Source organism: Stenotrophomonas maltophilia, from assembly GCF_002799155.1.
GTDB lineage: Bacteria > Pseudomonadota > Gammaproteobacteria > Xanthomonadales > Xanthomonadaceae > Stenotrophomonas > Stenotrophomonas maltophilia_R.
This window is the reverse complement of record NZ_NERD01000002.1, coordinates 3,080,894-3,104,882: the sequence shown is the minus strand read 5'-3', so window position 1 is coordinate 3,104,882 and position 23,989 is coordinate 3,080,894. Positions and strand designations below refer to the sequence as shown.

Annotated in this window: 24 protein-coding genes; 16 read left to right on the top strand and 8 right to left on the bottom strand. The window is 67.0% G+C overall.

Annotated elements, in window-relative coordinates:
* The first annotated feature begins 84 nt into the window (after nucleotides 1–84).
* Entirely contained in the window at nucleotides 85–3,003 is a 2,919-nt protein-coding gene (locus B9Y82_RS14950; RefSeq protein WP_100473836.1) for a TonB-dependent receptor, read from the top strand.
* Between the two features lie 97 nt (nucleotides 3,004–3,100).
* Here the strand turns inward: B9Y82_RS14950 and B9Y82_RS14945 are convergent, their stop codons facing one another.
* Complete coding sequence (locus tag B9Y82_RS14945; protein ID WP_006390068.1) at nucleotides 3,101–3,358, bottom strand: DUF2789 domain-containing protein; 258 nt, start codon at nucleotides 3,356–3,358, stop codon at nucleotides 3,101–3,103.
* A gap of 107 nt (nucleotides 3,359–3,465) precedes the next feature.
* Here B9Y82_RS14945 and B9Y82_RS14940 point away from each other — a divergent pair, with 107 nt between their 5' ends.
* The 5 genes from B9Y82_RS14940 to B9Y82_RS14920 are packed head-to-tail and all read left to right on the top strand — an operon-like array spanning nucleotide 3,466 to nucleotide 6,418.
* Nucleotides 3,466–4,053, top strand: a complete 588-nt coding sequence (locus B9Y82_RS14940) for a biliverdin-producing heme oxygenase (RefSeq protein WP_100473835.1) — start codon at nucleotides 3,466–3,468, stop codon at nucleotides 4,051–4,053.
* A gap of 31 nt (nucleotides 4,054–4,084) precedes the next feature.
* Nucleotides 4,085–4,552 carry a YbaN family protein gene (locus B9Y82_RS14935; RefSeq protein WP_100473834.1) on the top strand — a complete coding sequence of 156 codons (468 nt, stop codon included), beginning with the start codon at nucleotides 4,085–4,087 and terminating at the stop codon, nucleotides 4,550–4,552.
* Nucleotides 4,539–5,267: a tonB-system energizer ExbB gene (gene exbB / locus B9Y82_RS14930; protein WP_238381614.1), complete on the top strand. Its 729-nt coding sequence runs from the start codon at nucleotides 4,539–4,541 to the stop codon at nucleotides 5,265–5,267. Before B9Y82_RS14935 ends, exbB begins: the two co-directional genes overlap by 14 nt.
* Before the next feature lie 9 nt (nucleotides 5,268–5,276).
* The gene (exbD, locus tag B9Y82_RS14925) at nucleotides 5,277–5,702 is read left to right on the top strand and encodes a TonB system transport protein ExbD (RefSeq protein ID WP_100473832.1); all 426 of its coding nucleotides are present in this window, start codon (nucleotides 5,277–5,279) and stop codon (nucleotides 5,700–5,702) included.
* A complete protein-coding gene (locus B9Y82_RS14920) occupies nucleotides 5,699–6,418 on the top strand; it encodes an energy transducer TonB (RefSeq protein ID WP_100473831.1) in 720 nt (239 codons plus the stop codon). Before exbD ends, B9Y82_RS14920 begins: the two co-directional genes overlap by 4 nt.
* 78 nt (nucleotides 6,419–6,496) lie before the next feature.
* Here B9Y82_RS14920 and B9Y82_RS14915 read toward each other — a convergent pair whose 3' ends face one another.
* Entirely contained in the window at nucleotides 6,497–8,524 is a 2,028-nt protein-coding gene (locus tag B9Y82_RS14915) for a sodium-translocating pyrophosphatase (RefSeq protein WP_100473830.1), read from the bottom strand.
* Between the two features lie 282 nt (nucleotides 8,525–8,806).
* Between B9Y82_RS14915 and B9Y82_RS14910 the strand changes: the two genes are divergently transcribed.
* Nucleotides 8,807–9,310 (top strand): hypothetical protein, encoded by a 504-nt coding sequence (locus B9Y82_RS14910; RefSeq protein WP_100473829.1) that lies wholly within the window; start codon nucleotides 8,807–8,809, stop codon nucleotides 9,308–9,310.
* Nucleotides 9,311–9,366: 56 nt separating this feature from the next.
* Here B9Y82_RS14910 and B9Y82_RS14905 read toward each other — a convergent pair whose 3' ends face one another.
* The 3 genes from B9Y82_RS14905 to B9Y82_RS14895 form a co-directional block, all read right to left on the bottom strand.
* Nucleotides 9,367–9,756, bottom strand: a complete 390-nt coding sequence (locus tag B9Y82_RS14905; RefSeq protein WP_100475246.1) for a DUF488 domain-containing protein — start codon at nucleotides 9,754–9,756, stop codon at nucleotides 9,367–9,369.
* A gap of 120 nt (nucleotides 9,757–9,876) precedes the next feature.
* Complete coding sequence (locus B9Y82_RS14900; protein ID WP_019338785.1) at nucleotides 9,877–10,671, bottom strand: hypothetical protein; 795 nt, start codon at nucleotides 10,669–10,671, stop codon at nucleotides 9,877–9,879.
* A gap of 167 nt (nucleotides 10,672–10,838) precedes the next feature.
* Nucleotides 10,839–12,095, bottom strand: coding sequence for a 6-phosphofructokinase (locus tag B9Y82_RS14895; protein WP_100473828.1), 1,257 nt, complete (start codon nucleotides 12,093–12,095; stop codon nucleotides 10,839–10,841).
* A 136-nt stretch (nucleotides 12,096–12,231) separates the two neighbouring features.
* Here B9Y82_RS14895 and B9Y82_RS14890 point away from each other — a divergent pair, with 136 nt between their 5' ends.
* The 3 genes from B9Y82_RS14890 (at nucleotide 12,232) to B9Y82_RS14880 (ending at nucleotide 15,064) form a co-directional block, all read left to right on the top strand.
* On the top strand, nucleotides 12,232–12,795 hold the full coding sequence (locus B9Y82_RS14890; protein ID WP_100473827.1) for an adenylate kinase: 564 nt from the start codon (nucleotides 12,232–12,234) through the stop codon (nucleotides 12,793–12,795).
* Nucleotides 12,796–13,124: 329 nt separating this feature from the next.
* Complete coding sequence (gene mpl, locus B9Y82_RS14885; RefSeq protein ID WP_100473826.1) at nucleotides 13,125–14,489, top strand: UDP-N-acetylmuramate:L-alanyl-gamma-D-glutamyl-meso-diaminopimelate ligase; 1,365 nt, start codon at nucleotides 13,125–13,127, stop codon at nucleotides 14,487–14,489.
* Entirely contained in the window at nucleotides 14,486–15,064 is a 579-nt protein-coding gene (locus tag B9Y82_RS14880) for an LON peptidase substrate-binding domain-containing protein (RefSeq protein WP_100473825.1), read from the top strand. The genes mpl and B9Y82_RS14880 overlap by 4 nt, the downstream gene beginning before the upstream one ends.
* A gap of 167 nt (nucleotides 15,065–15,231) precedes the next feature.
* On the opposite strand, the gene B9Y82_RS14875 is transcribed toward B9Y82_RS14880, so the two are convergent.
* The gene (locus B9Y82_RS14875) at nucleotides 15,232–17,229 is read right to left on the bottom strand and encodes a bifunctional DedA family/phosphatase PAP2 family protein (RefSeq protein WP_100473824.1); all 1,998 of its coding nucleotides are present in this window, start codon (nucleotides 17,227–17,229) and stop codon (nucleotides 15,232–15,234) included.
* A gap of 85 nt (nucleotides 17,230–17,314) precedes the next feature.
* On the opposite strand from B9Y82_RS14875, the gene B9Y82_RS14870 reads away from it, so the two are divergent.
* The 3 genes from B9Y82_RS14870 to B9Y82_RS14860 all read left to right on the top strand — a co-directional run bounded on the left by B9Y82_RS14870 (nucleotide 17,315) and on the right by B9Y82_RS14860 (nucleotide 19,015).
* The gene (locus B9Y82_RS14870; protein WP_100473823.1) at nucleotides 17,315–17,977 is read left to right on the top strand and encodes a serine/threonine-protein kinase; all 663 of its coding nucleotides are present in this window, start codon (nucleotides 17,315–17,317) and stop codon (nucleotides 17,975–17,977) included.
* Complete coding sequence (locus tag B9Y82_RS14865) at nucleotides 17,974–18,480, top strand: DUF2867 domain-containing protein (RefSeq protein WP_100473822.1); 507 nt, start codon at nucleotides 17,974–17,976, stop codon at nucleotides 18,478–18,480. Before B9Y82_RS14870 ends, B9Y82_RS14865 begins: the two co-directional genes overlap by 4 nt.
* Nucleotides 18,481–18,655: 175 nt before the next feature.
* On the top strand, nucleotides 18,656–19,015 hold the full coding sequence (locus tag B9Y82_RS14860; RefSeq protein ID WP_157804645.1) for a DUF6984 family protein: 360 nt from the start codon (nucleotides 18,656–18,658) through the stop codon (nucleotides 19,013–19,015).
* 193 nt (nucleotides 19,016–19,208) lie between these two features.
* On the opposite strand, the gene B9Y82_RS14855 is transcribed toward B9Y82_RS14860, so the two are convergent.
* Nucleotides 19,209–19,892 (bottom strand): hypothetical protein, encoded by a 684-nt coding sequence (locus B9Y82_RS14855; protein WP_100473820.1) that lies wholly within the window; start codon nucleotides 19,890–19,892, stop codon nucleotides 19,209–19,211.
* Between the two features lie 108 nt (nucleotides 19,893–20,000).
* On the opposite strand from B9Y82_RS14855, the gene B9Y82_RS14850 reads away from it, so the two are divergent.
* The 3 genes from B9Y82_RS14850 to B9Y82_RS14840 all read left to right on the top strand — a co-directional run bounded on the left by B9Y82_RS14850 (nucleotide 20,001) and on the right by B9Y82_RS14840 (nucleotide 23,002).
* The gene (locus B9Y82_RS14850; RefSeq protein ID WP_100473819.1) at nucleotides 20,001–20,819 is read left to right on the top strand and encodes an SDR family oxidoreductase; all 819 of its coding nucleotides are present in this window, start codon (nucleotides 20,001–20,003) and stop codon (nucleotides 20,817–20,819) included.
* 93 nt (nucleotides 20,820–20,912) lie between these two features.
* Entirely contained in the window at nucleotides 20,913–21,905 is a 993-nt protein-coding gene (locus tag B9Y82_RS14845) for a YiiG family protein (RefSeq protein ID WP_100473818.1), read from the top strand.
* A 155-nt stretch (nucleotides 21,906–22,060) separates the two neighbouring features.
* On the top strand, nucleotides 22,061–23,002 hold the full coding sequence (locus tag B9Y82_RS14840) for a YiiG family protein (RefSeq protein WP_100473817.1): 942 nt from the start codon (nucleotides 22,061–22,063) through the stop codon (nucleotides 23,000–23,002).
* A 102-nt stretch (nucleotides 23,003–23,104) separates the two neighbouring features.
* Here B9Y82_RS14840 and B9Y82_RS14835 read toward each other — a convergent pair whose 3' ends face one another.
* Nucleotides 23,105–23,977, bottom strand: a complete 873-nt coding sequence (locus B9Y82_RS14835) for an ion transporter (protein ID WP_049413719.1) — start codon at nucleotides 23,975–23,977, stop codon at nucleotides 23,105–23,107.
* Between the last annotated feature and the right edge of the window lie 12 nt (nucleotides 23,978–23,989).

Genomic DNA, 23,989 nt, shown 5'->3' with positions numbered 1-23,989 from the left:
CGCCGCCGCCACGTACGTCGCCGTGTCCGCCCGTGTTGCGGATGACGCCGCGTCCGCGGCACCGATTACCTGACAGGTTCCCCCATGTTCGACTCCCATCGTCCGGGCCGCGTGCTGCGCCCGTCCCGCCTGTGCATCGCGTTGCTCGCGGCCGGTCTGGCCAGTGCCGCGCCGCCCGTGCTGGCGCAGAGCGCCAGCGGCGACCACGCTGCCGTGCAGCGCTTCGACATTCCGGCGCAACCGCTGGATGACGCGCTGCGCAGCTACATGCGCCAGTCCGGCGTACAGGTGGTGTACCCCGCGTCGCTGGCGCGTGGCGTAACCTCGCGCGCGTTCAGCGGCAGCCTGTCGGCCAACGAGGCGTTGCAGCACCTGCTGCAGGGCAGTGGCCTGGCGGTGCGCCGGGTCAGCGCCGATGCAGTCACGCTGGAGGCGGCAACGCCGGTGCAGGCCGACAGCGGTGTGATCGTCACCGACACGCTGAGCGTGGCCGGCGACCGCGTCGACAGCGGTGCGACCAGTGATGAAGCGCGCCTGCTTGACAGCTACCGCAGCGTGGGCTCCACCACCACGCTCAACCGCACGCACCTGGAGCGTTTCCGCGGTACCTCCAACGGCGACATCGTCAAGGGCGTGGCCGGTGTCACCGCTGGTGATCCGCGCGTGGGCAACGGCTTCGACGTCAACATCCGTGGCATCCAGGGCCAGGGCCGCGTGCCGGTGATCATCGACGGTGGCCAGTCCAGCATGGACACCTACCGAGGCTACGCAGGCCAGTCACAGCGTACTTACCTCGACCCGGATCTGATCTCCAGCCTGACCATCACCAAGGGCCCGAGCCTGCAGGCGAACGCCTCCGGCGGCATCGGCGGCGTGGTCGAGATGGAGACGCTGAAGATCGGTGACGTGCTGCGCGAGGGCCGCGACTTCGGCGTGCGCGTGCGCGGTGGCCTGGCCAACGGCAGCGCCAACAACCTGCCGTCCTACAGTGCCGCGCCGCGTACTGATCGCAGTGCTACAGGCAGCCAGTTCTTCAACGTCGCCGCCGCGGGGCACTGGGACCGCTTCGATCTGGTCGCTGCCTACGCCTACCGCGACAACGGCAACTACTTCTCCGGCAAGCATGGCTACGACGATTTCCCGCAGACCCGGCGCACGCTGGCGCCGCTGAATCCGCCGCGTACCGAGGTGTTCAATACCTCGTCGCGCTCGAAATCGGCGCTGCTCAAGGGCACCTGGCGCATCGACGACGCGCAGACCCTGGAGGCCGGCTACCGCCGTTATGAAGGCACCGCTGGCGAGATCATGGCCTCGCAGATCATCCGCGTGGATCGTGACCGCATTCCGCAATGGGATCCGGGCCATGTCGACATGGACAGCTACAGCCTGCGCTACCGCTTCAACCCGGACACCGAGCTGATCGACCTGCGCGTCAATGCCTACTACACCGACACCGACAGCGTGATGTACAACAGCCTGACCGGCATCACGCCGTGGTACTTCGATCGCCGCACCGAGTGGTATGACGCGCCCAGCTTCAGCGGCGACCCCGGCTACAAGGATGCCTACCGCAATCCGCTGCGACAGAAACGCTTCGGCCTGGACGCCAGCAACACCTCGACGTTCGACACTCGTGCCGGCGCGTTCACCCTCGACTACGGCCTGTCCTACAGCGACGAAGACATCGCCCCGGGCAGCTCGGCACCGATCATGCACGACGATCTGGTCAACAACCGCTTCCTGCGCAACGCCGAGCGCAAGGAATACAGTGCCGTGGCCTCGCTGAAGTGGCAGCCCGACGAGCACTGGGAGCTGCTGGCCGGTGGCCGCTGGAACCGCGTGGATGTGCATGACCGCAACCGCCTGGCCACGCCCGATGCCTACGAGGTGCAGGGCCAGTACCGCTACACCGAACTGCTCAACGGCAACCCGGCACTGCCCTCGTGGCGCGCCAAGCGCATCGCGCTGCTGAACTGGTACCCGGATGCCAACGGCAACTTCACCCAGGAATCGCTGCTGGCTTCACCGTACAAGAAGGGCACGGTGGGCGACATCGGTGGTTGGAACTTCTACGACGCCGGCAAGGCGCAGGACCTGGAGGTGCCGGTCAGCTGGAGCTGGTCGCAGCCGATCCGGCGCCGCGACAGCGCGTTCTCGCCAACCGCCAGCGTGGCCTACCGCTTCAACGAAGACACCATGGTCTACGTGAAGTACGCCGAAGGCACCAAGCTGCCGAGCCTGTTCGAGACCACGCTGGGCCTGTTCACCGCCGCCAAACCGGTCGGCGAACTGAAGCCGGAGCGCGCGCGCAGCTGGGAGATCGGTGCCAGCACCATCCGCTATGACCTGTTCACCGCCGGCGATCGCCTGGCGCTGAAGCTGGCGTACTTCGATACCCGCATCGACGACTTGATCACCCGTGACTACCGCACGCTGTCGGCCGGACTGATCCGCAACGTCGACCAGTTCAAGGTCTCGGGCATGGAGTTCCAGTCCAGCTATGACAGCGGCAAAGTGTTTGCCGATCTGTCCGCGCACTACTACTTCAAGGCCAAGACCTGCGCGCCGGACATCGCCGCCGAGCGACGCGCCTACGGTGCGCAGCGCAGGAATGACGAGCTGGCCAACACGCCCAACTGCGTGGACGGCGGCTTCGAGGGCTCGTACACCAACACGCAGAACCCGCCACGCTACATGGTCAACCTGACCCTGGGCTCGCGCCTGTTCGACGAGCGCCTGACCTTCGGCACCCGCGTGATCCACAACGCCGGTCCGATCAGCAAGCTGGACAAGGACTGGAACGTGGGCCTGTCGGCGATCCAGCAGCTGTACCGGCCGACCACCCTGGTCGACCTGTTCGCCAGCTGGAGCTTCAACGACCAGCTGTCGGTGGAAGCGGGCGTGGACAACCTGACCGACCGTTACTATCTGGACCCGCTTGCTCTGGGCGTGATGCCGGCCCCGGGCCGTACCGCGCGGCTGGCGCTGACCTGGAAGTACTGATCGTCGGGGTCGGATCCCTTTCCCTGGGGAAAGGGCTCTGGCCCCTGCGGGAGACAACGGTAGCGCCGGACCATGCCCGGCGCCTTCCTCCAGGCAGTTACAGCCCGGTCGCCGCCTTCACCGCATCTTCGTGCAGCGACTCGTTCAGCTCATCCACCACCGTGGTCCATGCCGCATCGGCCTGCAGTGATTCGGACAGGAACTGGCGCTGGGCATCGTTCCAGTACGGTGCTTCGACCACTTCGACGTCGGTGGCCAGCTGGTGTTCGCGGATGAAGCGGGCGATGCCCTCGGCGCTGGCATCCAGGCCCAGCTGCAGGAACAGGTTGGTCATGCGCGGTTCGGTGGTGATCATCGTCGGTTCCTGCGGGAAGAAGGGATGCGCCATTATCGGTGCACATAGCCTTGGGGAAAGCCCCGTGGCGAACGTCTACAGCAGGACGAACCCCCTCGGCATCCCCCATGAACGCACACATCGCCCCTGAAGACAGCCGCAGCCTGCGGCTCAAGGCCGCCACCCGCGACAGCCATGGTGCGCTGGACAAGCGCATCATGGCCGGCGACATCTTCGCCGACCGCAGCAACTTCGCCCGTTTCCTGCGCGTGCAGTATCGCTTCCATCGCAGCATCGATGCGCTGTATGCCAACCCTGCGCTAGACGCATTGCTGCCGGACCTGGGCGAGCGCCGCCGCCTGACACAGGTCGCGCGCGACCTGCAGGACCTGGAGCAGACCCTGCCGGGGGCCGACATCGCACCGTTGCCGTCCGATCTGGCGCTGCCCGCCGCGTTGGGATGGCTGTATGTGGCTGAAGGCTCCAACCTGGGCGGCACCATTCTGTACAAGATGGCTGCCAAGCTCGGCCTGGATCGTGATTTCGGCGCCCGCCACCTGGCCGCGCACCCCGATGGCGCGGCGCGCCACTGGCGTGAGTTCACCGCCGCGCTGGACGCGGTACCGCTGAGTGCCGGGCAGGAGCAGCAGGTGATCGACGCGGCCGACGCGGCGTTCCGCAGCGTGCACGGCCACGTCGAAGTGGAATTTGCTTGATGCACGGCGCCCGCCCGCAGGCGCAACGCTGATGCGCTGGCTCTGGTTCGCGCTGGGCTGGCTGATGGTCGGCCTCGGGGTGATCGGCGCGCTGCTGCCGGTGATGCCGACCACCATCTTCCTGATCCTGGCCGTGGGCTGCTTCGCGCGCAGTTCGCCGAAGTTCGAGCAGCGCCTGCTGGCGCATCCGCGCTACGGCCCGTCGTTGCGGCTGTGGCGCGAGCAGGGCGCGGTGTCGCGCAAGGGCAAGGCGTTCGCCAGCGCCGGCATGGCGGTGGGCTTCGCGCTGTTCTGCTGGGGCGCGCACCCGTCGTGGCGCCTGCTGTTGGGCGTGGGCCTGTTCTTCGCGGTCAGCGCCGGCTACGTGCTCAGCCGCCCGGCGCCACGGCTGGAGCCCAATCCGCTCGTGGAAGTCGACGATGCCAATGATCCGCGCGCGGCCCGCCGCCGCGCCGCGACCCCTGATGCTGATGGAAACCGAGACGATGCTGCCTGCTGACCTGGCCCCTGTGGCCGCCCCCGCATTGACCCCGTGGGGCATGTACCTGGCCGCCGACGTGGTGGTGAAGACGGTGATGATCGCACTGGCACTGGCGTCGCTGGCCACCTGGACCGTGCTGCTGGCCAAGGGCTGGGAGCTGGCCCGCCAGGGCCGGCAGCTGCGTGCAGCGCGTGCGCTGTTGCTGCAGGCGCCGAGCCTGCCCGGCGGGAGCGCGGAGGCCAGCCTGCAGCAGGGCACCGCACTCGCCATGCTGGACGCGGCGCGAACCGAACTGCGCCTGTCGCAGGAGCTGGACAGCCGCGATGGCACCAAGGAACGCGTTGCCTCGCGCCTGGACCGCATCGAACTGGAAACCGCGCGCATGCAGCGGCGCGGCATCGGCGTGCTGGCCAGCATCGGCGCGGTGGCGCCGTTCGTCGGCCTGTTCGGCACGGTGTGGGGCATCATGAACAGTTTCATCGGCATCGCCCACAGCAACACCACCAACCTGGCGGTGGTCGCGCCCGGCATCGCCGAGGCCCTGCTGGCGACCGCGCTGGGCCTGGTTGCGGCGATTCCCGCAGTACTGGTCTACAACCATTTCAGCCGCGTGCTGGCTGGCCTGCGTGGGCTGCTCGGCGATCTGTCGGCGGCCGTGCAGCAGCTGGTCTCGCGCGATCTCGATCGCACGGCACCACGCACCGCAACGACGGCGTTGCGCGCGGTGCAGTGAGGCTCGACGATGGCGATCAGGACCGCGTCCGACCGTGACGATGCACCCGAAGAAGCGCACGAGATCAACGTCACCCCCTTCATCGACGTGATGCTGGTGCTGCTGATCATCTTCATGGTGGCCGCACCGCTGGCCACCGTGTCGGTACCGGTACAGCTGCCGGCCAGCAGTGCCAGCGCCACGCCGCCGGAACAGGCACCGGTGTATGTGACCGTGCAGGCCGATCTGTCGCTGCGCGTTGGTGAACAGGCCGTGGCGCGCGACGGGCTGGCGGCTGCATTGCAGGCGGCCACTCACAGTGACACCACGCAGCGCATCTTCCTGCGTGCCGATACCCGTGTGCCCTACGGCGAACTGATGGCCACGCTGGATGTGCTGCGTGCAGCGGGTTACCTGAAGGTGGCGCTGGTCGGCCTGGAGCAGGGCGCGCGATGAGTGGACTGCGGCGCTGGGCGACCAGCCTGGCGATCGTGCTGCTGGTGCATGCGCTGTTGATCGGCGCGGCCTGCTGGTGGGCGGCCCGTGCGCCAGCGCTGGCTGCAACGGCGCCGCCCGCGGCGCTGATGCTGGAACTGGCGCCGATGGCGCAGGCACCGCCGGTACCGCCGCGCGAGGTCGCCACCGGGCCCTTGCAGCAGCAACAGCAGCGGCAGGCGCCGACGCCGGCCGTGCGTGAACAGCCCAAGGCGCCGGTGCAGCCGCAGGGCGAGCTGCCACCGCCGCGTACACCGGAGCCGACGCCCTCGCCGGACACCGCCGAGGCCAATGTCGCGCAGACCAGCGCACCGCCGCAGGTGGCGGCTAACGCGGCCGCACGCTACACCGCACCGCAGACCACGGCCGGCGAGCGCAGTCCTGCCGAGGCAAGCTGGGAAGGACGCCTGCTCGGGCATCTGCAGAAGCACCGGCGCTATCCACGCCAGGCCGAGCGGCTGCGCCAGCAGGGCGTGGTCTACGTGCGCTTTGCCGTGGCCCGCGACGGCGCGGTCTCGGGGCTGAAACTGGGCCGCAGCAGTGGCTTTGCGCTGCTCGACCAGGAGACGCTGGACACCGTGCAGCGGGCAAGCCCGGTACCGGCGCCGCCGGCCGAAGTGGCCGGCGACCCGGTGGAAGTGATGGTGCCGGTGTCGTTCTTTCTGCGCGGGCGGTGACCGCCATCGGGGTCGGATCCCTTTCCCCAGGAAAGGGCTCTGACCCCGTCAAGCCCGCCATCCACGCATGGCGCGAATCTACAGCAACGGCACCAGCAGCAGCGCCACGATGTTGATGATCTTGATCAGCGGGTTGATCGCCGGACCGGCGGTGTCCTTGTAGGGATCGCCGACGGTATCGCCGGTCACCGCCGCCTTGTGCGCCTCGCTGCCCTTGCCGCCGAAGTGCCCATCCTCGATGTACTTCTTGGCGTTGTCCCAGGCACCGCCGCCGGTGGTCATCGAAATGGCCACGAACAGGCCGGTCACGATCGTGCCGATCAGCAGGCCTCCGAGCGCGCGCGGCCCCAGCAGAAGGCCGACCACCACCGGCACCGCCACCGGCAGCAATGACGGCACGATCATTTCGCGGATCGCCGAGCGGGTCAGCATGTCCACTGCCCTGTCGTACTGCGGCTTGCCGGTGCCCTGCATGATGCCGGGGATCTCGCGGAACTGGCGGCGCACTTCTTCCACCACCGCACCGGCGGCGCGGCCGACCGCTTCCATCGCCATCGCACCGAACAGGTAGGGAATCAGGCCGCCGATCAGCAGGCCGATGATCACCGTGTGGTCGCTGAGGTCGAAACGGAATTCCTGCCCGGGATGTGCTGCCTGCAGGTTGTGCGTGTAGTCGGCGAACAGCACCAGTGCCGCCAGCGCCGCCGAGCCGATCGCGTAACCCTTGGTCACCGCCTTGGTGGTGTTGCCCACTGCATCCAGCGGATCGGTGATGTCGCGGATCTCCGAGGGCAGCTCGGCCATTTCGGCGATGCCACCTGCGTTGTCGGTGATCGGGCCGTAGGCATCGAGGGCGACGATCATGCCGGCCATCGACAGCATCGCGGTGGCGGCGATGGCGATGCCGTACAGGCCCCCCAGCGCGAATGCGCCCCAGATCGCGGCACACACCGCCACCACCGGCAGCGCGGTGGACTTCATCGAAATGCCGAGGCCGGCGATGATGTTGGTGCCGTGGCCGGTGGTTGAAGCCTGGGCCACGTGCTGCACCGGCCTGTACTGGGTGCCGGTGTAGTACTCGGTGATCCACACGATCAGGCCGGTCAGCACCAGCCCGATCAACGCGCAGCCATACAGCGCCATCGGCCCATGTGCGTTGTCACTCATCAACCCGGTGGTGATCGGGTAGAACGCAATCGCGGCCAGCACGCCGGAGACGATCACGCCCTTGTACAGCGCACCCATGATCGAGCCGCCTGGCTTCACCTTGACGAACAACGCACCGATGATCGATGCGATGATCGATACGCCGCCCAGCACCAGCGGATACAGCACCGCATTGGCACCAGCCTCGGCCAGCATCAGGCTGCCCAGCAGCATGGTGGCGATCACGGTCACCGCATAGGTCTCGAACAGGTCGGCGGCCATGCCGGCGCAGTCGCCCACGTTGTCACCCACGTTGTCGGCGATCACCGCCGGGTTGCGCGGGTCGTCCTCGGGGATGCCGGCTTCGACCTTGCCGACCAGATCGGCACCGACGTCGGCACCCTTGGTGAAGATGCCGCCGCCCAGCCGCGCGAAGATCGAGATCAGCGAGGAGCCGAACGCCAGCCCGACCAGGGCGTGCAGCGCCTGCTCCATCGGCAGGCCCATGCGCAGCAGCAGTGCGTAATAACCGGCCACGCCCAGCAGGCCCAGCCCGACCACCAGCATGCCGGTGATCGCGCCGCCGCGGAAGGCGACATCCATCGCCGCGCTGATGCCGTGGCGCGCCGCCTCCGCGGTGCGCACATTGGCGCGCACCGAGACGTTCATGCCGATATAGCCGGCGGCGCCGGACAGCACCGCACCGACCGCGAATCCAATCGCGGTGTACCAGCTGAGGAAGATGCCGACCAGCACGAACAACACCACGCCGGCGATGCCGATGGTCAGGTACTGGCGGTTGAGATAGGCACGCGCACCTTCCTGGATCGCGGTGGCGATCGCGATCATGCGTTCATTGCCGGTGGGTTGGCGCAGGATCCAGCGCGCCGAGACGATTCCGAACAGGATCGCGAGAATGGCGCAGCCCAGCGCCAGTGACAGCCCGTGACGTTCCAGCATTAGACCCCTCCGCAGAATGGATGTAGGCATCCAGTGGCGATGAACGGCACCACGAGGGGGACGACGGGCTGCAGCCTGGAACCAACCCGTACCGACCTTGGTGGTCGTCCGACGTATGGCGGTGTTCAGCATTCCCTGGTGCCCGCAGTATGCGTGCACCTGCGCCCGGATGGTAGCGCCGGGCCATGCCCGGCGAGCGCAGAGGCTGCTCGATGGATGCGCCTTTGCACCCCGTTAAGCCAGCCTCTGCAAGCCTGCGCGGAGTCCTGAAGGAGATCCCCCATGCGCCTGTCCCTGTTGATGCTTGCCGCCCTGGTCCCGGCCATGCCGGCACTCGCCGCGGAAACCCCGGAGCTGCAGCGCGCCGTGGGTGCCCCCCAGGCGGTGGGCGCGGTGCATACCCTGCGCCAGATCCCCGAAGCCTGCGCGCGCCTGGAAGGTGCGTTCACCGGCGACGCCGCTGCGCCGTACCGCTTCTCCGCCGTGCGTACCAGCGAGCAGTGCCAGCCGCGCGCGCGTTTCGTCGATTACACCAAGGCACAGCCGAGTGCCGACAAGGGCTGGAAGCTCAACGATGTAATCCGCGTGCCCAATGCCGCGTGTCCGGCGCAGCAGGCCGTGGTGCGGGTGTGGCGCCTGCCATCGAGCAACAAGGTCGAGCTGGATGGGCAGGGCCAGTCGCGCATCTACCTGGAAGAAGCGAAGAAGCTGGCTGCGGCCGGTCAGATTCCGCAGGTGACGATGTTCGCCGCGCAGCTGCAGATGGAAGGCAAGGCCTGCAATTGAGGCCATCCGGCACGGTACTCGGTCGTGCCGGCCGCTGGCCGGCAACCCTGCAATCGTCACTCCGCCAGCGTCGCCCCGCGCGCCACCAGCAGCTCGCGCAGCGCCGTGCGGTGGCAGCGCGCTTCATTCTCGCAGTAACAGCCCACGCTGATGTCGCTGTGCTGTGACATCGCGGCCAGAAGATCCAGCGCGTGGGCCGCATCCGGCGCCTTCATCTCGGCCTTGTAGTGGCGGAAGAATGCATTCCAGTCGGCCGCGGTTTTCGCTTCGTGCGCCTGCTTCACCAGTTCCGCGCTGGGTGACAGGGTCGGGAACCAGACGTCGTACCAGTCCTGTCTGGCGAATTCGCTGCGTGGTACGCCGCGCGGCGGGCGCCGAACGGTGCCGATACGCAGCCCTTCGCTGGGGTGGCGCGGCGTACCCAGTCGAACAACACGCAGTGCCATGGTGATCTCCAGGCGGGGCATCCATCATGCTGTGACGCACGTGCGCCAGGCGTGAACCGTTGTGGAAACGAAAAGGCCCGGGCGCTTGCGCACCCGGGCCTTTCCCCATGCCGGCAGCGATCAATTGCCGCGGCAGTCCTTCAGCCACAACACACGACCAATCTGGTCGTAGCTGTCGACCACGCCGGTCAGCGTCACCTTCTCGCGCGGACGCAGGGCCAGCGCATACGCGGCCTGGTTGGCTGCGAACGAGCAGGAAATGGCCACGCGTTCAAAGTCGATGCTGCCATCGCTGGGCAGGTCGAAGCTGGTGTTGTAGGTGCCGCCACTGCGCAGGACGGTGGTGATGCGGCCGGTAATGGCGTAGGTCTTGCCCTTGTAGCGCGGCTCGACTGCGGCCGGGTTGTCCTTGTTCTGGTTGCGCAGCTGGAAGCCGAAACGGTCGGCGGCAATCGTTACCACCGACGCCTGCGGAGTCGCCTTGGCCGCCTGTTCGCCAGCCTTGCCCGGCTTGATCTGGTTGAGCAGCTTGCACATTTCTTCGCGCACGCCGTCGGCCGAGGCGATGGCGCCCTTGTTGACCTTCACCACCATGCCGACGGTGCCCTGGCCGCCTTCGGAGGTGGCACTGATGATCATCGGAATCGGCTTGTGGGCCATGGATTCCGGCTCTTCGATCAGCATCGAGCCACCTTCCACGTCCTCGCTGAGGACGTCCATGTTGGCGTTTTTGGCGATCACCCGCATCTGGCCGATGGCGCTGGCCACGGTCAGGTCCGGGTGGGTGACCGATGAAGTGAAGGTGGTGCCGACGAAGGGATTGCCCTTCTTCTGGAAGTTGCTTTCGCAGGTCGCAGCGAAGGCCGGCGCGGCAGCACCGCACAGCAGCGCGGCGATCAGGATCGGGTGCTTCATGGTTACAGTCCTTGTGAAATGGCAGCACAGGCCCGGGCCTTGAAGGCCGGGCAGCGTCGAATCTGGCTTGCGGCGGCCCCTTTGCCCCGGGCCGGACCCCGATTGTGAGGCGCTTCGTCGGCCGCCGCAATGCGCCCTGTGCTCTCCACACTGGGCGCGGGTGCACCTCAGCCCTCGAAGGCCGGCAGCTTCTGCTTCACCGCCACGTTCTTCAGGGTGACGTACTTCGGCAGGCCATCGGTGCCATACGGCAGCGGGGCTTCGCCTTTGATCAACGGCGACAGGTAGGCACGCGCCTTGGCGGTGATGCCGAAGCCATCGCGGCGGATGAAGCCGGCCGGCATCTTCTTCTCGTGGTTGGCGATCTTCGACAGCGGCGCTGCTTCGATCTTCCAGCGGTAGGGCGCATCGCTGCTGCGCACGATCACCGGCATCACGCCGTTCTGACCCTTCAGCGCCAGCTGCACGGCGGCCTTGCCGACCGCCTGCGCCTGCTCCCAGTCGGTCCTGCTGGCCAGGTGGCGGGCCGAGCGCTGCAGGTAGTCGGGCAATGCCCAATGCACTTTCAGGCCCAGCTGATCCTTGACGCGGCCGGCCAGGTGCGCGGCTACGCCGCCGAGCTGCGAATGTCCGAACGAATCCTTGCCGCCACCGGCGTCGGCGACGAAGCGGCCATCGGCGGTCGCGATGCCTTCCGACGCCACCACCACGCAGTAGCCGACGCGCTCGACCACGGCCTTCACCTTGGCCAGGAACGCGGCCTCATCGTAGGCGCGCTCGGGCAGCAGGATGATGTGCGGTGCTTCGTCATCGCCGTTGCCGGCCAGGCCAGCGGCTGCGGCCAGCCAGCCGGCGTGGCGGCCCATCGCCTCGTAGATGAAGACGCGGGTGGAGGTCTCGGCCATGGCCGCCACGTCCAGCGCCGCCTCGCGCACCGAGACGGCGGTGTACTTGGCCGCCGAGCCGAAGCCGGGGCAGGTGTCGGTCACCGCCAGGTCGTTGTCGATGGTCTTGGGCACGCCGATGCAGGTCAGGTCGTAGCCGGAGGCCTTGGCCAGCTGCGAGACCTTCAGCGCGGTATCGGCCGAATCGTTGCCACCGTTGTAGAGGAACCAGCGCACGTCATGCGCGCGCAGCACCTCCAGCAGGCGGTCGTAGCGGGCACGGTCGGCGTCCAGCGATTTCAGCTTGACCCGGCACGAGCCGAAGGCGCCGCCCGGGGTATGGGCCAGCGCGCGGATGGCTGCGGCGCTCTCCTTGCTGGTGTCGATCAGCTCCTCGCGCAGGGCGCCAAGGATGCCGTTGCGGGCAGCCAGGACCTTGATGCCCTTGGCCCGGGCCTGCTCGATCACCGCTGCCGCCGTGGCATTGATGACGGCGGTGACACCGCCGGACTGGGCATAAAGGAGAGTACCGTTGCGCATGCTTCTACCTGCTCGGGGGAGGGGACATTGCAGGGACATTACCCGGATGCGGTAAAGTGGCGCTATTGCGGTGCAGCGATACCGGACCGTCCGGGACGCGAACCTTCTTTGTTTTCAACACGTTGGAGTCAGGTCAATGCGATTGGTTCTGTTGGGACCGCCCGGTTCGGGCAAGGGGACACAGGCGACGCGCCTGAAGGAAAAGCTGGGGATCGCCCACATTTCGACCGGTGACATGCTGCGCGCGGAAATCGCCGCCGGCACGGAGCTGGGCAAGCAGGCCAAGACGGTGATGGATGCCGGCAACCTGGTGTCGGACGACATCCTGCTGGGCATGCTGGAGTCGCGCCTGACCCAGGCTGATGTCGCCAAGGGCTTTATCCTCGATGGCTACCCGCGCAATGTGGCCCAGGCCAATGCGATGGACGGCCTGCTGGCCAAGATCGGCCAGCCGCTGGACGCCGTGGTGCAGCTGGACGTGGCCACCGAGCTGCTGGTCGACCGCATCGCCGGTCGTGCCAAGGAGCAGGGCCGCGCCGATGACAATCCGGAAGCGGTGCGCCAGCGCCTGCAGGTCTACAACGACCAGACCGCCCCGGTGGTCGACTTCTACGCCAGCCGTGGCACCTTGGCCCGCGTTGACGGCGTCGGTGAGCTGGACGAGATCGAAGCCCGCATCCTGGCGGCGATCAAGGCCTGATCCGGAAGGGCCGGTACGCTTCCGGCGCTTCGGGCGCAAAAAAACACAGGCCTGGTCCGCGAGGATCAGGCCTGTGTCGTTTGATAGGCGCCAGCGAAGGGCTTGCTCAGGGCCCCGCAGCATGAGCTCCCTTGGGGATGGCCTCTTGGGGAGTAGGACCGGTTCGGGTACTGCGGCTGGCAGTTCGAATTGTGTCCGGGTTCACAGAACATCGCTATCGGGAATTCCCTGACAGCTGATTGGAGTTTTCTCACATCCCGTGTAGGGGTTGTCTTACCCCGAATCGGACATTGGCCCTATACAGCCGTCATCGGTCACAATCCTCGGTCATGAGCAGCGTACATATCCTTGCAATCGCCGGCACCTTCATGGGCGGCGTGGCCGCCCTGGCGCGGGAACTGGGCCACTCGGTCAGTGGCAGCGACCAGGCCATCTACCCGCCAATGTCGACCCAGCTGGAACAGCTGGGTATCACCCTGGACCAGGGCTACCGCGCCGACAGCGTGCCGGCCGGCACCGACGAGGTGGTGATCGGCAACGCACTCTCACGCGGCAACGCAGCCGTGGAGGCCGTGCTCGACGCCGGCCAGCGCTACATCTCCGGTGCGCAGTGGTTGTCCGAGCAGGTGCTTCCGGGGCGCGACACGCTGGCCGTCGCCGGTACCCATGGCAAGACCACCACCACCACCATCCTTACCTGGCTGCTGGAAAGCGCCGGGCGATCACCCGGCTTCCTGATCGGCGGCGTAGCCGAGGACTTCGGTGTTTCCGCGCGCCTGGGCCAGGGCCGCGAGTTCGTGGTCGAGGCCGATGAGTACGACACTGCCTTCTTCGACAAGCGCAGCAAGTTCGTGCACTACCGGCCGCTGGTGGCCATCCTCAACAATCTTGAATACGACCACGCCGACATCTTCCCGGACGTGGCGGCGATCCAGCGCCAGTTCCACCACCTGGTGCGCACGGTGCCGGCGCGCGGCCGCCTGATCGTCAATGGCGAGGATCAGCACCTGGCCGAAGTGCTGGCGATGGGCTGCTGGACCCCGGTCGAACGTTTCGGATTCGATCCGTCGCTGGAATGGTATGCCGAGCTGCTGACCGCCGATGGCAGCGCGTTCCGCGTGCACCATCGTGGGCAGGCACTGGGCGATGTGCAGTGGCCGCTGCTGGGCCGCCACAACGTGCTCAACGGACTGGCCGCGCTGGCCGCCGCGCATGCGGTGGGCGTGGCACCGGCCGACGTGATTCCGGCGCTGGCGCGATTCCGCAGTGTCAAGCGCCGCATGGAAGTGATCGGTGGCCATGGCGGCATCACCGTCTACGACGATTTCGCCCATCACCCGACCGCGATCGCCACCACGCTGGAAGGCCTGCGTGTCAAGGTCGGCGATGCGCGCATCGTGGTCGCGATGGAGCCGCGCAGCAACTCGATGCGGCTGGGCGCACATGCGCAGGCGCTGGCCCCGTCGCTGGCGCTGGCCGATGAAGTGGTGTTCCTGCATCGCCCGGAACTGGCCTGGAATGCCGCTGCGGTGATCGCCGCGGTGCGCGGTGAAGCCCACGCGGTGCCGGATACCGACGCATTGCTCGCGCAGTTGCAGTCCAGCGCGCGCAGCGGCGACCACGTAGTGTTCATGTCCAACGGCGGCTTCGACGGCGCCCCGCGCCGCTTCCTCGCCGCGCTGCAGGCCCGATGAGCGTCGACAGCTCGCTGCCGCTGTTTCCGCTGCACACCACGCTGGTGCCAGGCGCGGCGGTGGGCCTGCGCGTATTCGAGCGGCGCTACCTGGACTTGGTCCGCGACTGCGGCCGCAGTGGTGAGGGGTTTGGTGTCTGCCTGATCCTCGATGGCGAGGAAGTCGGCGCACCAGCGACACCGGCGGCCTACGGCGTGCAGGTACGCATCGAAGACTTCGATGTCGGCGCCGATGGCGTGCTGCAGCTGCGCCTGCGCGGTACCCGTCGCTTCCATGTCGAGCGCACCCGTGTGCGTGACAACGGCCTGGTGGTGGCCGACGTGCACTGGTGCGAGGAGGATCCTGACGACGAACTTCGGCCACAGCATGCGCTGCTGGCCACGGTACTGGGGCACATCATCGAACAGGCCGGCGAGGCCTATGCGCCGTCCAACCCGGCGTTGCTGGACCAGGCCAGCTGGGTCGGCTGGCGGTTGGCCGAGCTGCTGCCGCTGAGCGAGCAGCAGCGCCTGCAGCTGCTGCAGATGGACGACCCGCACCAGCGCCTGCAGCAGTTGCTGGGCTGGATGCCGTAGCCGCCTGCCTCAGGTGGATGTGCACCTTGGTGCACACGCTGGGGCGTGCGTGGAGTGCCATCCACGCATGGCGTGGATCTACTGTATCGCCGAGCCCGTGCTCGGCTGGTCGGATCGCGCGAAGCGCAGCCGAGCGTAGGCTCGGCTCCACAGTACGTCGCTTGCAGTCAGGGCGTGGTGGTCTTCAACCGCAGCACCGGCAACCCGGTTTCGCTGTGCACAGCCTCGCGTTGCGGCAGGTCCTGCACGGCTTCCTTCACTGCATTGAGCGCCGGGTCGACGCCACGCAGCGGGTGCCACATGCCGATCCACTCGAAATGGCGCTCGTAGCGCAGGGTCTGCGCGCTGCCCAGCCACAGCGGCGTGTGGCCCGGTTGCAGCTGGGCCGGCGCCGGCCACAGGCGCAGCACATAGCGCTCATCCGGCTTCGCACCCTGGCGCACCATCAGCAGCGCTTCCACGCGCGTTTCCAGCGTGGCCGGCAGCACCGGCAATTCCTCGGCGCCGGTGTTCTTGTCCAGCATCAGCAGCGCTTCCTGCCAGCCGGCCTGTTCCTGCCGCTTCCAGCCGCGTGCTTCCAGCTGCGCCTGCAGCGGCGCCAGCGGGCCCGCCACCTGCACGTCCAACGGCCAGCGCTGGTCGTCGTCGAACTCGTTGCGGCGCGCTGGCAGCGTCGCCCAGTCGTGCTGCCACCAGGCCTGCATGTCCATCGCCTGCGGTGCCGGCAGGGTCGGCTCGAAGCGTTCCAGCTTCACCGGAATATGGCGCGGTGCGTACCACATCGCAGCGACGGCGAAGACGCCGTAGAACAGCCACGCCACCGGCTTCACCCAGAACGAGCGGTTGAAGCGGCGGCGGTAGGCGATGCCCAGCACCAGCAGCCAGAACGTGCCGAACAGCATGCCGCCGATCACATCGCTCAGCCAGTGCGCGCCCAGGTACAGGCGCGCGAAGCCGATCAGGCTCACCACGATGCCCGACACCAGGTACGGCCAGACGCGGGTGCGGCCGGGCATTTCACGGGCGATCAGCACCGCGAAGAAGCCGAAGGTGATGGTGGCCATGGTCACCGACACCGACGGGAAGCCGAAGCCACTGCTGGCATCGATCGGGCGCACCACATCCACCGTGGCGCCGAGCAGCATGGTCAACGCCAGGCCGAACGCAAGCGCGGCCAGCCAGTGCGCGGCCGCCATCCAGCGCCGGCGCCAGACCAGGTAGCCCATCGCCGCCGCAGTGGCCGGCAGCAATACCTGCCAGGCGCCCAGCGAAGCCAGCGCGGCCATCGGGTAATCGGCCAGCGGGTTGCGCAGCGCCAGCATGGCCTGGTGCACCAGCAGGTCGATGGCCAGTGGCTCGCCGTGCGCGACCACCACGGTCAGCAGCGCGAACCAGCCCCAGCCCAGCACCAGCAGCATCAGCGCCAGCATCGCCAGCGGCACCGACTCGCGCCGCTTCGGGTCCAGCACACCGACGGTATAACGGCCCAGCGTGGGGTGGCGGTTGGACCAGTCCAGCAGGCGTGCCAGCCAGTTATCCATGCGTGCGGCCGACCAGCGGTAGCCGTACAGCACGATGGCCCAGACCAGGCCGAGGATCACCGCCAGCAGGCCGACCACCACCACCAGTCGCCCAGCCACCGCAGCCACCGCGTCGTAGGCCTCGCCGAGAATCCAGCCCGGTGCCAGGAACAGCACCGCCCAGGAAATGCTGGCGATGCCGCTGGCCTGCACATAGCGGCTGGCGGGCATCTTCATCATGCCGGCGATGGCCGGCACGAACGGGCGGATAGCGCCCACGTAGCGTGCGATCAGGATGCTCTTGAAGGCATTGCGGCGGAACAGGTTCTCGCCGCGGTCGAGCAGCTGCGGGTAGCGGCTGAACGGCCACACGCCACGCAGGCGGTCGCCCCAGCGGCGGCCGATCCAGTAGCTGATGCCATCACCGGCGAACGCACCCAGCGCCGCCGCCGCCACCGCATACGGCCCGGAGATCTGGCCCAGGCCGATGAACACGCCCACCGCGAACAGCAGCGGCAGGGCCGGCACGATGGCACCGAGAATGATCACCGCATCGCAGAAGGCGATGAGGAAGATAACGGCACCCGCCAGCACGGGGTGAGCGGCAATCCACGCAAGGGTGGCGTCGATCCATGAAGAGTCCATTGCCCGATTATAGGGGCGTGAAGGTGACTGGTTCCCAGCCGCTTCGTGACCGTTTGCAACCGGCGCCATCGCCTAGAATGGGCACATGCCGCATTCCCCAGACACGCCCTCGCACGCCCTGAAGGCCGACAGCTTCGGTCGGATCCTCCTTGTGGACGGGCCTGCCGGTCCCTTCGTACGCCGTGACCTGGGCGCCACGCCGCTGTGGCTGCGGCTGCCGGCCTGGTGGCTGGCCCGCCGTGAAGCGCGCGCGCTGCGCCACATCCACGGCATGGCCGATGTGCCGCAGCTGCTGGCGTGGGATGGCCGTCATCTCGACCGCAGCTTCATGGCCGGTGATGCCATGTACCAGCGTCCGCCACGCGGTGACCTGGCCTGGTTCCGCGCCGCGCGTCGCCTGCTGCAGCAGCTGCATCGCAATGGCGTGGCACACAATGATCTGGCCAAGGAAGCCAACTGGCTGGTGACCGACGATGGCCGCCCGGCATTGATCGACTTCCAGCTGGCGGTGATCGGCAACCCGCGCTCGCGCTGGATGCGCCTGCTGGCCCGCGAGGACCTGCGCCATCTACTCAAGCACAAGCGCATGTATTGCCGCGAGTCGCTCACCCCGGTGGAGAAGCGCGTGCTCAAGCGCACCTCGTGGGTGCGCGAACTGTGGTTCGCCACCGGCAAGCCGGTCTACCGCTTCGTCACCCGCCGCATCCTGCATTGGGAAGACAACGAGGGGCAGGGGCCGAAGCCGTGAGCCCTGCGCAGGTGGTGACCGGCCCGCCAAGCGCGGGCAGCGTCCTGCGCCCACAGCTGGCCGGCGCCGACTTCGTGCATGCCTGCCAGGCAACGACCCATCGTGATGGACGCTCGGCCTTGCAGGCCTATCGCGATATGGCCGCGACCATTCCCGGCTGGTTCGACGGATTGATGGCGCTGCGCAACCACGGCATGCGCCTGCTCGGCATGAAGCACCTGGGCTCATTGCGTGCGGTGCAGGATGTTGCGGATCCTCAACCCGGGCAGCGGCTGGGCATCTTCACCCTGCAGTCGCTGACTGACGATGCGATCGTGCTGGAAGACGACGATCGCCACCTGCGTGTGCAGCTGGCCCTGCAGTGGCAGGGCGCCGTGCTGGAGGTGGCGACGGTGGTGCATACGCACAACGCGTTCGGGCGCGTGTACATGCTGCCGGTCGCGCCGGTGCATCGGTTGATCGTGCCGCATCTGCTGAGGAAGCAGGTGCAGGCGTACCGGTAGATCCACGCCATGCGTGGATGCAGTTTGCGATCCATTACATGCTCGTCGGTCATTGCCAAGTGTCACTGAAACGTGGATTCTGCATGCGGCACTCCAGCACCAGTCCAACGCGATGTAAGCAGGGCCGGGGGGCGCGGTGAGTCGGTACGGGAGCAACCCTGAGATCAACGATGCGATGAGCAATCCGACGCGTGCTGTTTCCTGCTTTGAAAGGCAGTTGATCGAGGCTGTGGCATCTCATCTGCCTGAGGCCTCTGCCTCGCAGCTTCACGCCGACCTTGCTCTCGCAGCGGCCGTGGAAATGGGTCTTGGTGGAGCTCGGGTGGGACTCGTCATTTCCGGATATGAGCGTCCTCCGTACCAAGGCCAGCACGCGTATCCCGTCGAGCTGCAGATGCAGGACGCAGATGGTGCTGAACTCACGCCGATTCTTCATGCGGACGCAAACGACCGTCTGCTGGAGCTGGAAAACATCCGCTGGGACGGTGCCGAGCTGATATCTCCTCGAATTGAAAGCTTGGTCTGCTATGCCTGAGGTGGCAATGAAGGGTTCTGGTGGAAACAAGCACGATGTGCGGATGGCCGGCCTCGAAGAGCCGGTGGACGTCGCGGACGATTCTCGCGAATTCGAGTGAAGGGTCTTGCTAGTGGCGATGATGTGGAGCCGAGCCATGCTCGGCTGCATTCAATGAGCCGAGCATGGCTCGGCTCTACAGACGCCGGTGACCTTACGGCGTCGCCGGCACCACCTGCTGGCCGATGAAGTTGCGCTTGGCGTCGAAGTCGTAGGCGATCTGCAGCTGGCCCACATCCGGGCAGGCGTGGCAGTCGCGCAGTGGCGTGCGATACATCACGCGGATGCCGCCATTCTCCAGTGGCGTGGCCCCGGCCGACTGCGCCGGGGCGAACGGCGTGGCCTGCGGGTTGGCCTTCAGCAGTTCCTGCACGGCGGGGTCGGCACGCAGGGTGTCGTCCAATTGCACGGCATCCACATCGATGCGCTTGCCGCTGGCGTCGACCAGGCGGGTGCCTTCGTTGGTGTTGGCGCGGAACGGATACTCGACCGTGGCAATGCCCAGGCCTTCGTTCTCGTGCCAGGCCGTCACATAGGCCAGCTCACCGCCGGTGGACAACTGCTCGGCGGCAGCAATGGCATCGGCGCTGGCGCCACCGGCGCGCATCGCATCGCGCAGGCACTCGCGGGTGGCCGCATTCTCGCCCTGGCGGCAGGCGTTGAGGTCGCCATCCCACACCACGGCCTCGCTCCAGCGCAGCTTGCCGTCGGCGGCGGCCTTCTCTGCGCTGGGCGTGTCACCGGCAGGTGGCTCCTTGCCCGGTTCCGGCGAACGGCCCTGGCAGGCGGTCAGCAGGGCAAGCCCCAGGGCAGGCAGCAACAGGCGGGAACGGCGCATGGCGTGGACCTCGTGCGTTGACTGGAGGCCCGAGTATCGTCAAGGCCGGGTGAACTCCGCGTCGGCGCGGCATACTAGCGGCTCATTGCATACGCTGGAGTGTGGAACGTGGGCAGTCTGCAGGGCAAAACCCTTTTCATCACCGGTGCCTCGCGTGGCATCGGCCTGGCCATCGCACTGCGCGCTGCGCGCGACGGCGCCAACGTGGCCATCGCGGCCAAGTCGTCGGTGCCGAACCCGAAGCTGCCGGGCACCATCCACACCGCGGCCGAGGCCGTTACGGCGGCCGGGGGCCAAGGGCTGGCCCTGAAGTGCGACATCCGCGAGGAGGAGCAGGTACAGGCCGCAGTTGCGGCCACGGTCGACACCTTCGGTGGCATCGACATCCTGATCAACAACGCCAGTGCGATCTGGCTGCGTGGCACGCTGGATACGCCGATGAAGCGTTTCGACCTGATGCAGCAGGTCAACTCGCGCGGCAGTTTCCTGTGTGCGCAGGCCTGCCTGCCGTATCTGCTGCAGGCGCCGAACCCGCACATCCTCACCCTGGCACCGCCGCCGAGCCTTGAGCCGAAGTGGTGGGGCGCGCATACCGGCTACACGCTGGCGAAGATGGGCATGAGCTTCGTCACGCTCGGCCTGTCCGCGGAGTTCGGTCCGCAGGGGGTGGCGGTGAACGCGCTGTGGCCGCGCACCGTGATCGCCACTGATGCGATCAACATGATTCCGGGCGTGGATGCGGCCGGCTGCCGCACGCCGCAGATCATGGCCGACGCCGCGCATGCGGTGCTGGTGCGCGAAGCGGCCGGCTTCCACGGCCAGTTCCTGATCGACGACGAAGTGCTGGCGCAGGCCGGTATCACCGATCTTTCGGGCTACGCGGTGGATCCATCGCGTCCGTTGTTGCCGGATCTGTTCCTGGAGTGATCGCGCGTCGCCGGCAGAGGCCGAGGGCTGCGACCTTCGGCCTGCTGCGCTAGAATGCGCGGCTGTAATCGTTTTCAACAAGGACGTGAACCCATGTCACGTACGCTTTCCGTCGCGGCGCTGGCCGCTTCGCTGTCGATTGTCCTGGCTGCCTGCGGCGGCAAGGCACCCGCGGCTGCGGGTGGCGCCGCTGCTTCCGGCACGCCGGACGCCAGCACGGCCCCGTCCGACACACAGCAGCAGTTGACCGCCAAGCTCAACGCCTACATCGGCTGCTTCAACACGCTTGATTCGAAGACGCACGACAGCCTCCAGTCCTACACGCGCTGGATCAAGGACGTCGAGGCCGGCCCGAGCGGGCGCGAGACCCAGGTGTACGGTCCGTTCGAGATCAGCGATTACGACATGAAGCAGTGCGATGGCCCGGTGACCGAGGCGATGGCTGCCAAGCCGGCGCTGGCCGAACTCGATGCTGCTGCCAGCCATTATCAGCAGGCGCTGAAGGCGCTGGTGCCGGTCAGCAAGGAGGCGCACGACTACTATGATCGCCAGGACTACGAAGACGACCAGTTTGCCAGGGGCAAGCAACTGCACGCGCCCTTGATGGCCGCCTTCAAGGACTTCGTGGCTGCCAGCGAAACGTTCAACGCCGAGCTGGAGCGCCAGAACGACGCTGCCCAGCGCGAGCAGCTCAAGGCACTGGAACAGGCCGAGGGGCGCACGCGCGAGTACTACCGTCTGGCGATGATGCTGGAAGCCAAGGCCATCGTGGATCTGATGAGTGAGGATGACTTCGATCAGGCCAAGGCGCGCGAGCGCCTGGATGCGTTCAACCGCATTTCCGACGAAGCGCATGCGAAGGTGGCTGATCAGGAGCCGGGCAAGCTGGACTGGAACAGCTTCGAGCGTGAAGCCGAGAACTTCCGTCGCGAAGGCAAGGAGCGGCTGCAGCGCGTCAGCGAGAAAAAGCCTTACAGCGATTTCGAACGACGCATGCTGGATTCGCCCTCGATGGCGCCGCGTGGCTCCGCCAACAAGCTGATGCAGGAATACAACTCGCTGGTTTTCCAGAGCAACCGCCAGTAGCGAAGCTCAACGTTATTTTTGTCGCGATCGAGCAGGATGATTGCGACATGACGCGTCCCGCAGCCCCGAATGCCAGCACCTTCCCGAGGTGCTGGAGCGCGCGCCCGCGCCATGCATGAAGATGCCTGCAGTTTTCACTGGTGCAAGGAACTGATTTGAACGCATCCACACGCCTGCTTCCTGTTCTCCTGCTCGGCGCGCTGGCCGGCTGCAACAACCCGGCGGGCCTGGCTGTCGCCGATCCCGGGTTGGAAAAGATCAACGCCTACATCGAGTGCTACAACGGCGTCGAACAGCCCATCCACGAAGGTTTCCAGACCTACACGGGCTGGATGAAGGATCCCAAGGCAGGTCCAACCGGCAAGGAAGCGCAGCCGCGCTCCCCCGGCAAGGTGCTGTCGCACCGCGTCGAGTACTGCGGCCAGCCGCTGACCGATGCGCTGGCAAAGAGCCCCGCGACGCCGCTGGATGCGCCCGCGCGGCAGTACCAGCAGGCGTTCCAGGCACTGAACACCTTGGTCGAGCGCGCAGATGGCTACTTCACCCGCGAAGACTTTCGCCGCGATGGTGGTGAAGGAATGCGCAGCCAGCATGCCCCGCTGATGCAGGCCTATGCCGAGTTCTTCAAGGCCAGCGAAGCGATGGATGCGGCGCTGGAAAAGAACGAGAACGATCGTCGCGCCGCGCAGCTGAAGCAGATCGAGGAACGCGAAGGCCGCTCGCTGGCCTATTACCACCTGCGCCTTGTCGGCGATGGCAAGCAGCTGGCGATGGCGTTCCAGAGCGACGCGCCGGACGTTGCGGCGTTGCGCGGCCAGCTGGCCGACTACCAGGCGCTGGTGACGGACATCCAGAACAGCGGTGTCGGCAAGGATGACCCGATGTGGGGCCATGTGCAGCGTTCGGCCGACAAGCTGGTGCGTACCGCCGGTCGCGGTGTCGAGCGTCTGGAGCAGGGCAAGCCGATCACCGCCGATGCGTTGGCCGCCGAGCGCAAGGCGTCGGGCAGCTGGCTCACCACCGATCCTGAGGGCGCGCAGTCGACGATTCTGGATGCCTACAACGACCTGGTGACCACCAGCAACCGCATGCGTTGAGGAGGATCCACGCATGGCGTGGAGCTACCGAGGGTAGTGCCGGGTCACGCCCGGCACGCACCCTGCGGGTTTGGTAGTGCCGGCCGCTGGCCGGCATGTGCCTCAATGGCTGAATGCATCCGGTAGTTCACCCCCGCACTTGCGGCAATGCCGGGCATCCGGCTCGTGGCCTTCCAGCCCGCAGTGCGGGCACCCGCGCGCGTCACGGCGCGCAGCCAGTTCGGCTTCGCGCATGGTGCTGGCCAGTTCGGCGGTGTAGATGCCGGTGGGCACGGCGATGATGCTGTAGCCGATCAGGATCAGCACCGAGGTGACAAAGCGACCGAGCACGGTCTGCGGCACGATGTCGCCGAAGCCGACCGTGGCCATGGTCACCACCGCCCAGTACATGCTGGCTGGAATATTGGTGAAGCCGTGCTCCGGTCCTTCGATCACATACATCAGCGCACCGGCGATGATGGTGATGGTGATCACCGTGAACAGGAACACCAGCACCTTGCGCCGGCTGCGCCACAGCGAGGTCATGAGGACGCCGCTTTCCTCGATGTAGCGGGTCAGCTTGAGGATGCGGAACACCCGCAGGATGCGCAGTGCGCGCACCACCAGCAGGCTCTGCGCGCCTGGAATGAACATCGACAGGTAGGCGGGCAGGATCGATAGCAGGTCGATGATGCCCCAGATGCTCACCGCGTAACGCAGCGGTCGCTTGACCACCGCCAGCCGCAGCAGGTACTCGGCGGTGAAGATGATCGTGAAGCCCCATTCCAGGATGTACAGGCCCGTGGACCACTCGGCATGCAGGTGCTGCACGCTGTCGATCATCACCACCAGGATGCTGGCGACGATCGCCACCACCAGGATCAGGTCGAAATTGCGCGAGGGCCGCGAGTCGTGGCGGTAGATGATGTCGAACCACCGACGGCGCCAGCCGGTCTCGGTGGCGGGGTTCAGCTGGGGGGCGGAGAACGGTCGCATGGGCGCATTGTG

What these genes read in the sequence shown, in the direction of transcription:
- B9Y82_RS14950 (WP_100473836.1), top strand. Translation starts at nt 85, where the DNA reads ATGTTCGACTCCCATCGTCCGGGCCGCGTGCTGCGCCCGTCCCGCCTG.
- B9Y82_RS14945 (WP_006390068.1), bottom strand. Translation starts at nt 3,358, where the DNA reads ATGATCACCACCGAACCGCGCATGACCAACCTGTTCCTGCAGCTGGGC.
- B9Y82_RS14940 (WP_100473835.1), top strand. Translation starts at nt 3,466, where the DNA reads ATGAACGCACACATCGCCCCTGAAGACAGCCGCAGCCTGCGGCTCAAG.
- B9Y82_RS14935 (WP_100473834.1), top strand. Translation starts at nt 4,085, where the DNA reads ATGCGCTGGCTCTGGTTCGCGCTGGGCTGGCTGATGGTCGGCCTCGGG.
- exbB (WP_238381614.1), top strand. Translation starts at nt 4,539, where the DNA reads ATGCTGCCTGCTGACCTGGCCCCTGTGGCCGCCCCCGCATTGACCCCG.
- exbD (WP_100473832.1), top strand. Translation starts at nt 5,277, where the DNA reads ATGGCGATCAGGACCGCGTCCGACCGTGACGATGCACCCGAAGAAGCG.
- B9Y82_RS14920 (WP_100473831.1), top strand. Translation starts at nt 5,699, where the DNA reads ATGAGTGGACTGCGGCGCTGGGCGACCAGCCTGGCGATCGTGCTGCTG.
- B9Y82_RS14915 (WP_100473830.1), bottom strand. Translation starts at nt 8,524, where the DNA reads ATGCTGGAACGTCACGGGCTGTCACTGGCGCTGGGCTGCGCCATTCTC.
- B9Y82_RS14910 (WP_100473829.1), top strand. Translation starts at nt 8,807, where the DNA reads ATGCGCCTGTCCCTGTTGATGCTTGCCGCCCTGGTCCCGGCCATGCCG.
- B9Y82_RS14905 (WP_100475246.1), bottom strand. Translation starts at nt 9,756, where the DNA reads ATGGCACTGCGTGTTGTTCGACTGGGTACGCCGCGCCACCCCAGCGAA.
- B9Y82_RS14900 (WP_019338785.1), bottom strand. Translation starts at nt 10,671, where the DNA reads ATGAAGCACCCGATCCTGATCGCCGCGCTGCTGTGCGGTGCTGCCGCG.
- B9Y82_RS14895 (WP_100473828.1), bottom strand. Translation starts at nt 12,095, where the DNA reads ATGCGCAACGGTACTCTCCTTTATGCCCAGTCCGGCGGTGTCACCGCC.
- B9Y82_RS14890 (WP_100473827.1), top strand. Translation starts at nt 12,232, where the DNA reads ATGCGATTGGTTCTGTTGGGACCGCCCGGTTCGGGCAAGGGGACACAG.
- mpl (WP_100473826.1), top strand. Translation starts at nt 13,125, where the DNA reads ATGAGCAGCGTACATATCCTTGCAATCGCCGGCACCTTCATGGGCGGC.
- B9Y82_RS14880 (WP_100473825.1), top strand. Translation starts at nt 14,486, where the DNA reads ATGAGCGTCGACAGCTCGCTGCCGCTGTTTCCGCTGCACACCACGCTG.
- B9Y82_RS14875 (WP_100473824.1), bottom strand. Translation starts at nt 17,229, where the DNA reads ATGGACTCTTCATGGATCGACGCCACCCTTGCGTGGATTGCCGCTCAC.
- B9Y82_RS14870 (WP_100473823.1), top strand. Translation starts at nt 17,315, where the DNA reads ATGCCGCATTCCCCAGACACGCCCTCGCACGCCCTGAAGGCCGACAGC.
- B9Y82_RS14860 (WP_157804645.1), top strand. Translation starts at nt 18,656, where the DNA reads ATGAGCAATCCGACGCGTGCTGTTTCCTGCTTTGAAAGGCAGTTGATC.
- B9Y82_RS14855 (WP_100473820.1), bottom strand. Translation starts at nt 19,892, where the DNA reads ATGCGCCGTTCCCGCCTGTTGCTGCCTGCCCTGGGGCTTGCCCTGCTG.
- B9Y82_RS14845 (WP_100473818.1), top strand. Translation starts at nt 20,913, where the DNA reads ATGTCACGTACGCTTTCCGTCGCGGCGCTGGCCGCTTCGCTGTCGATT.
- B9Y82_RS14835 (WP_049413719.1), bottom strand. Translation starts at nt 23,977, where the DNA reads ATGCGACCGTTCTCCGCCCCCCAGCTGAACCCCGCCACCGAGACCGGC.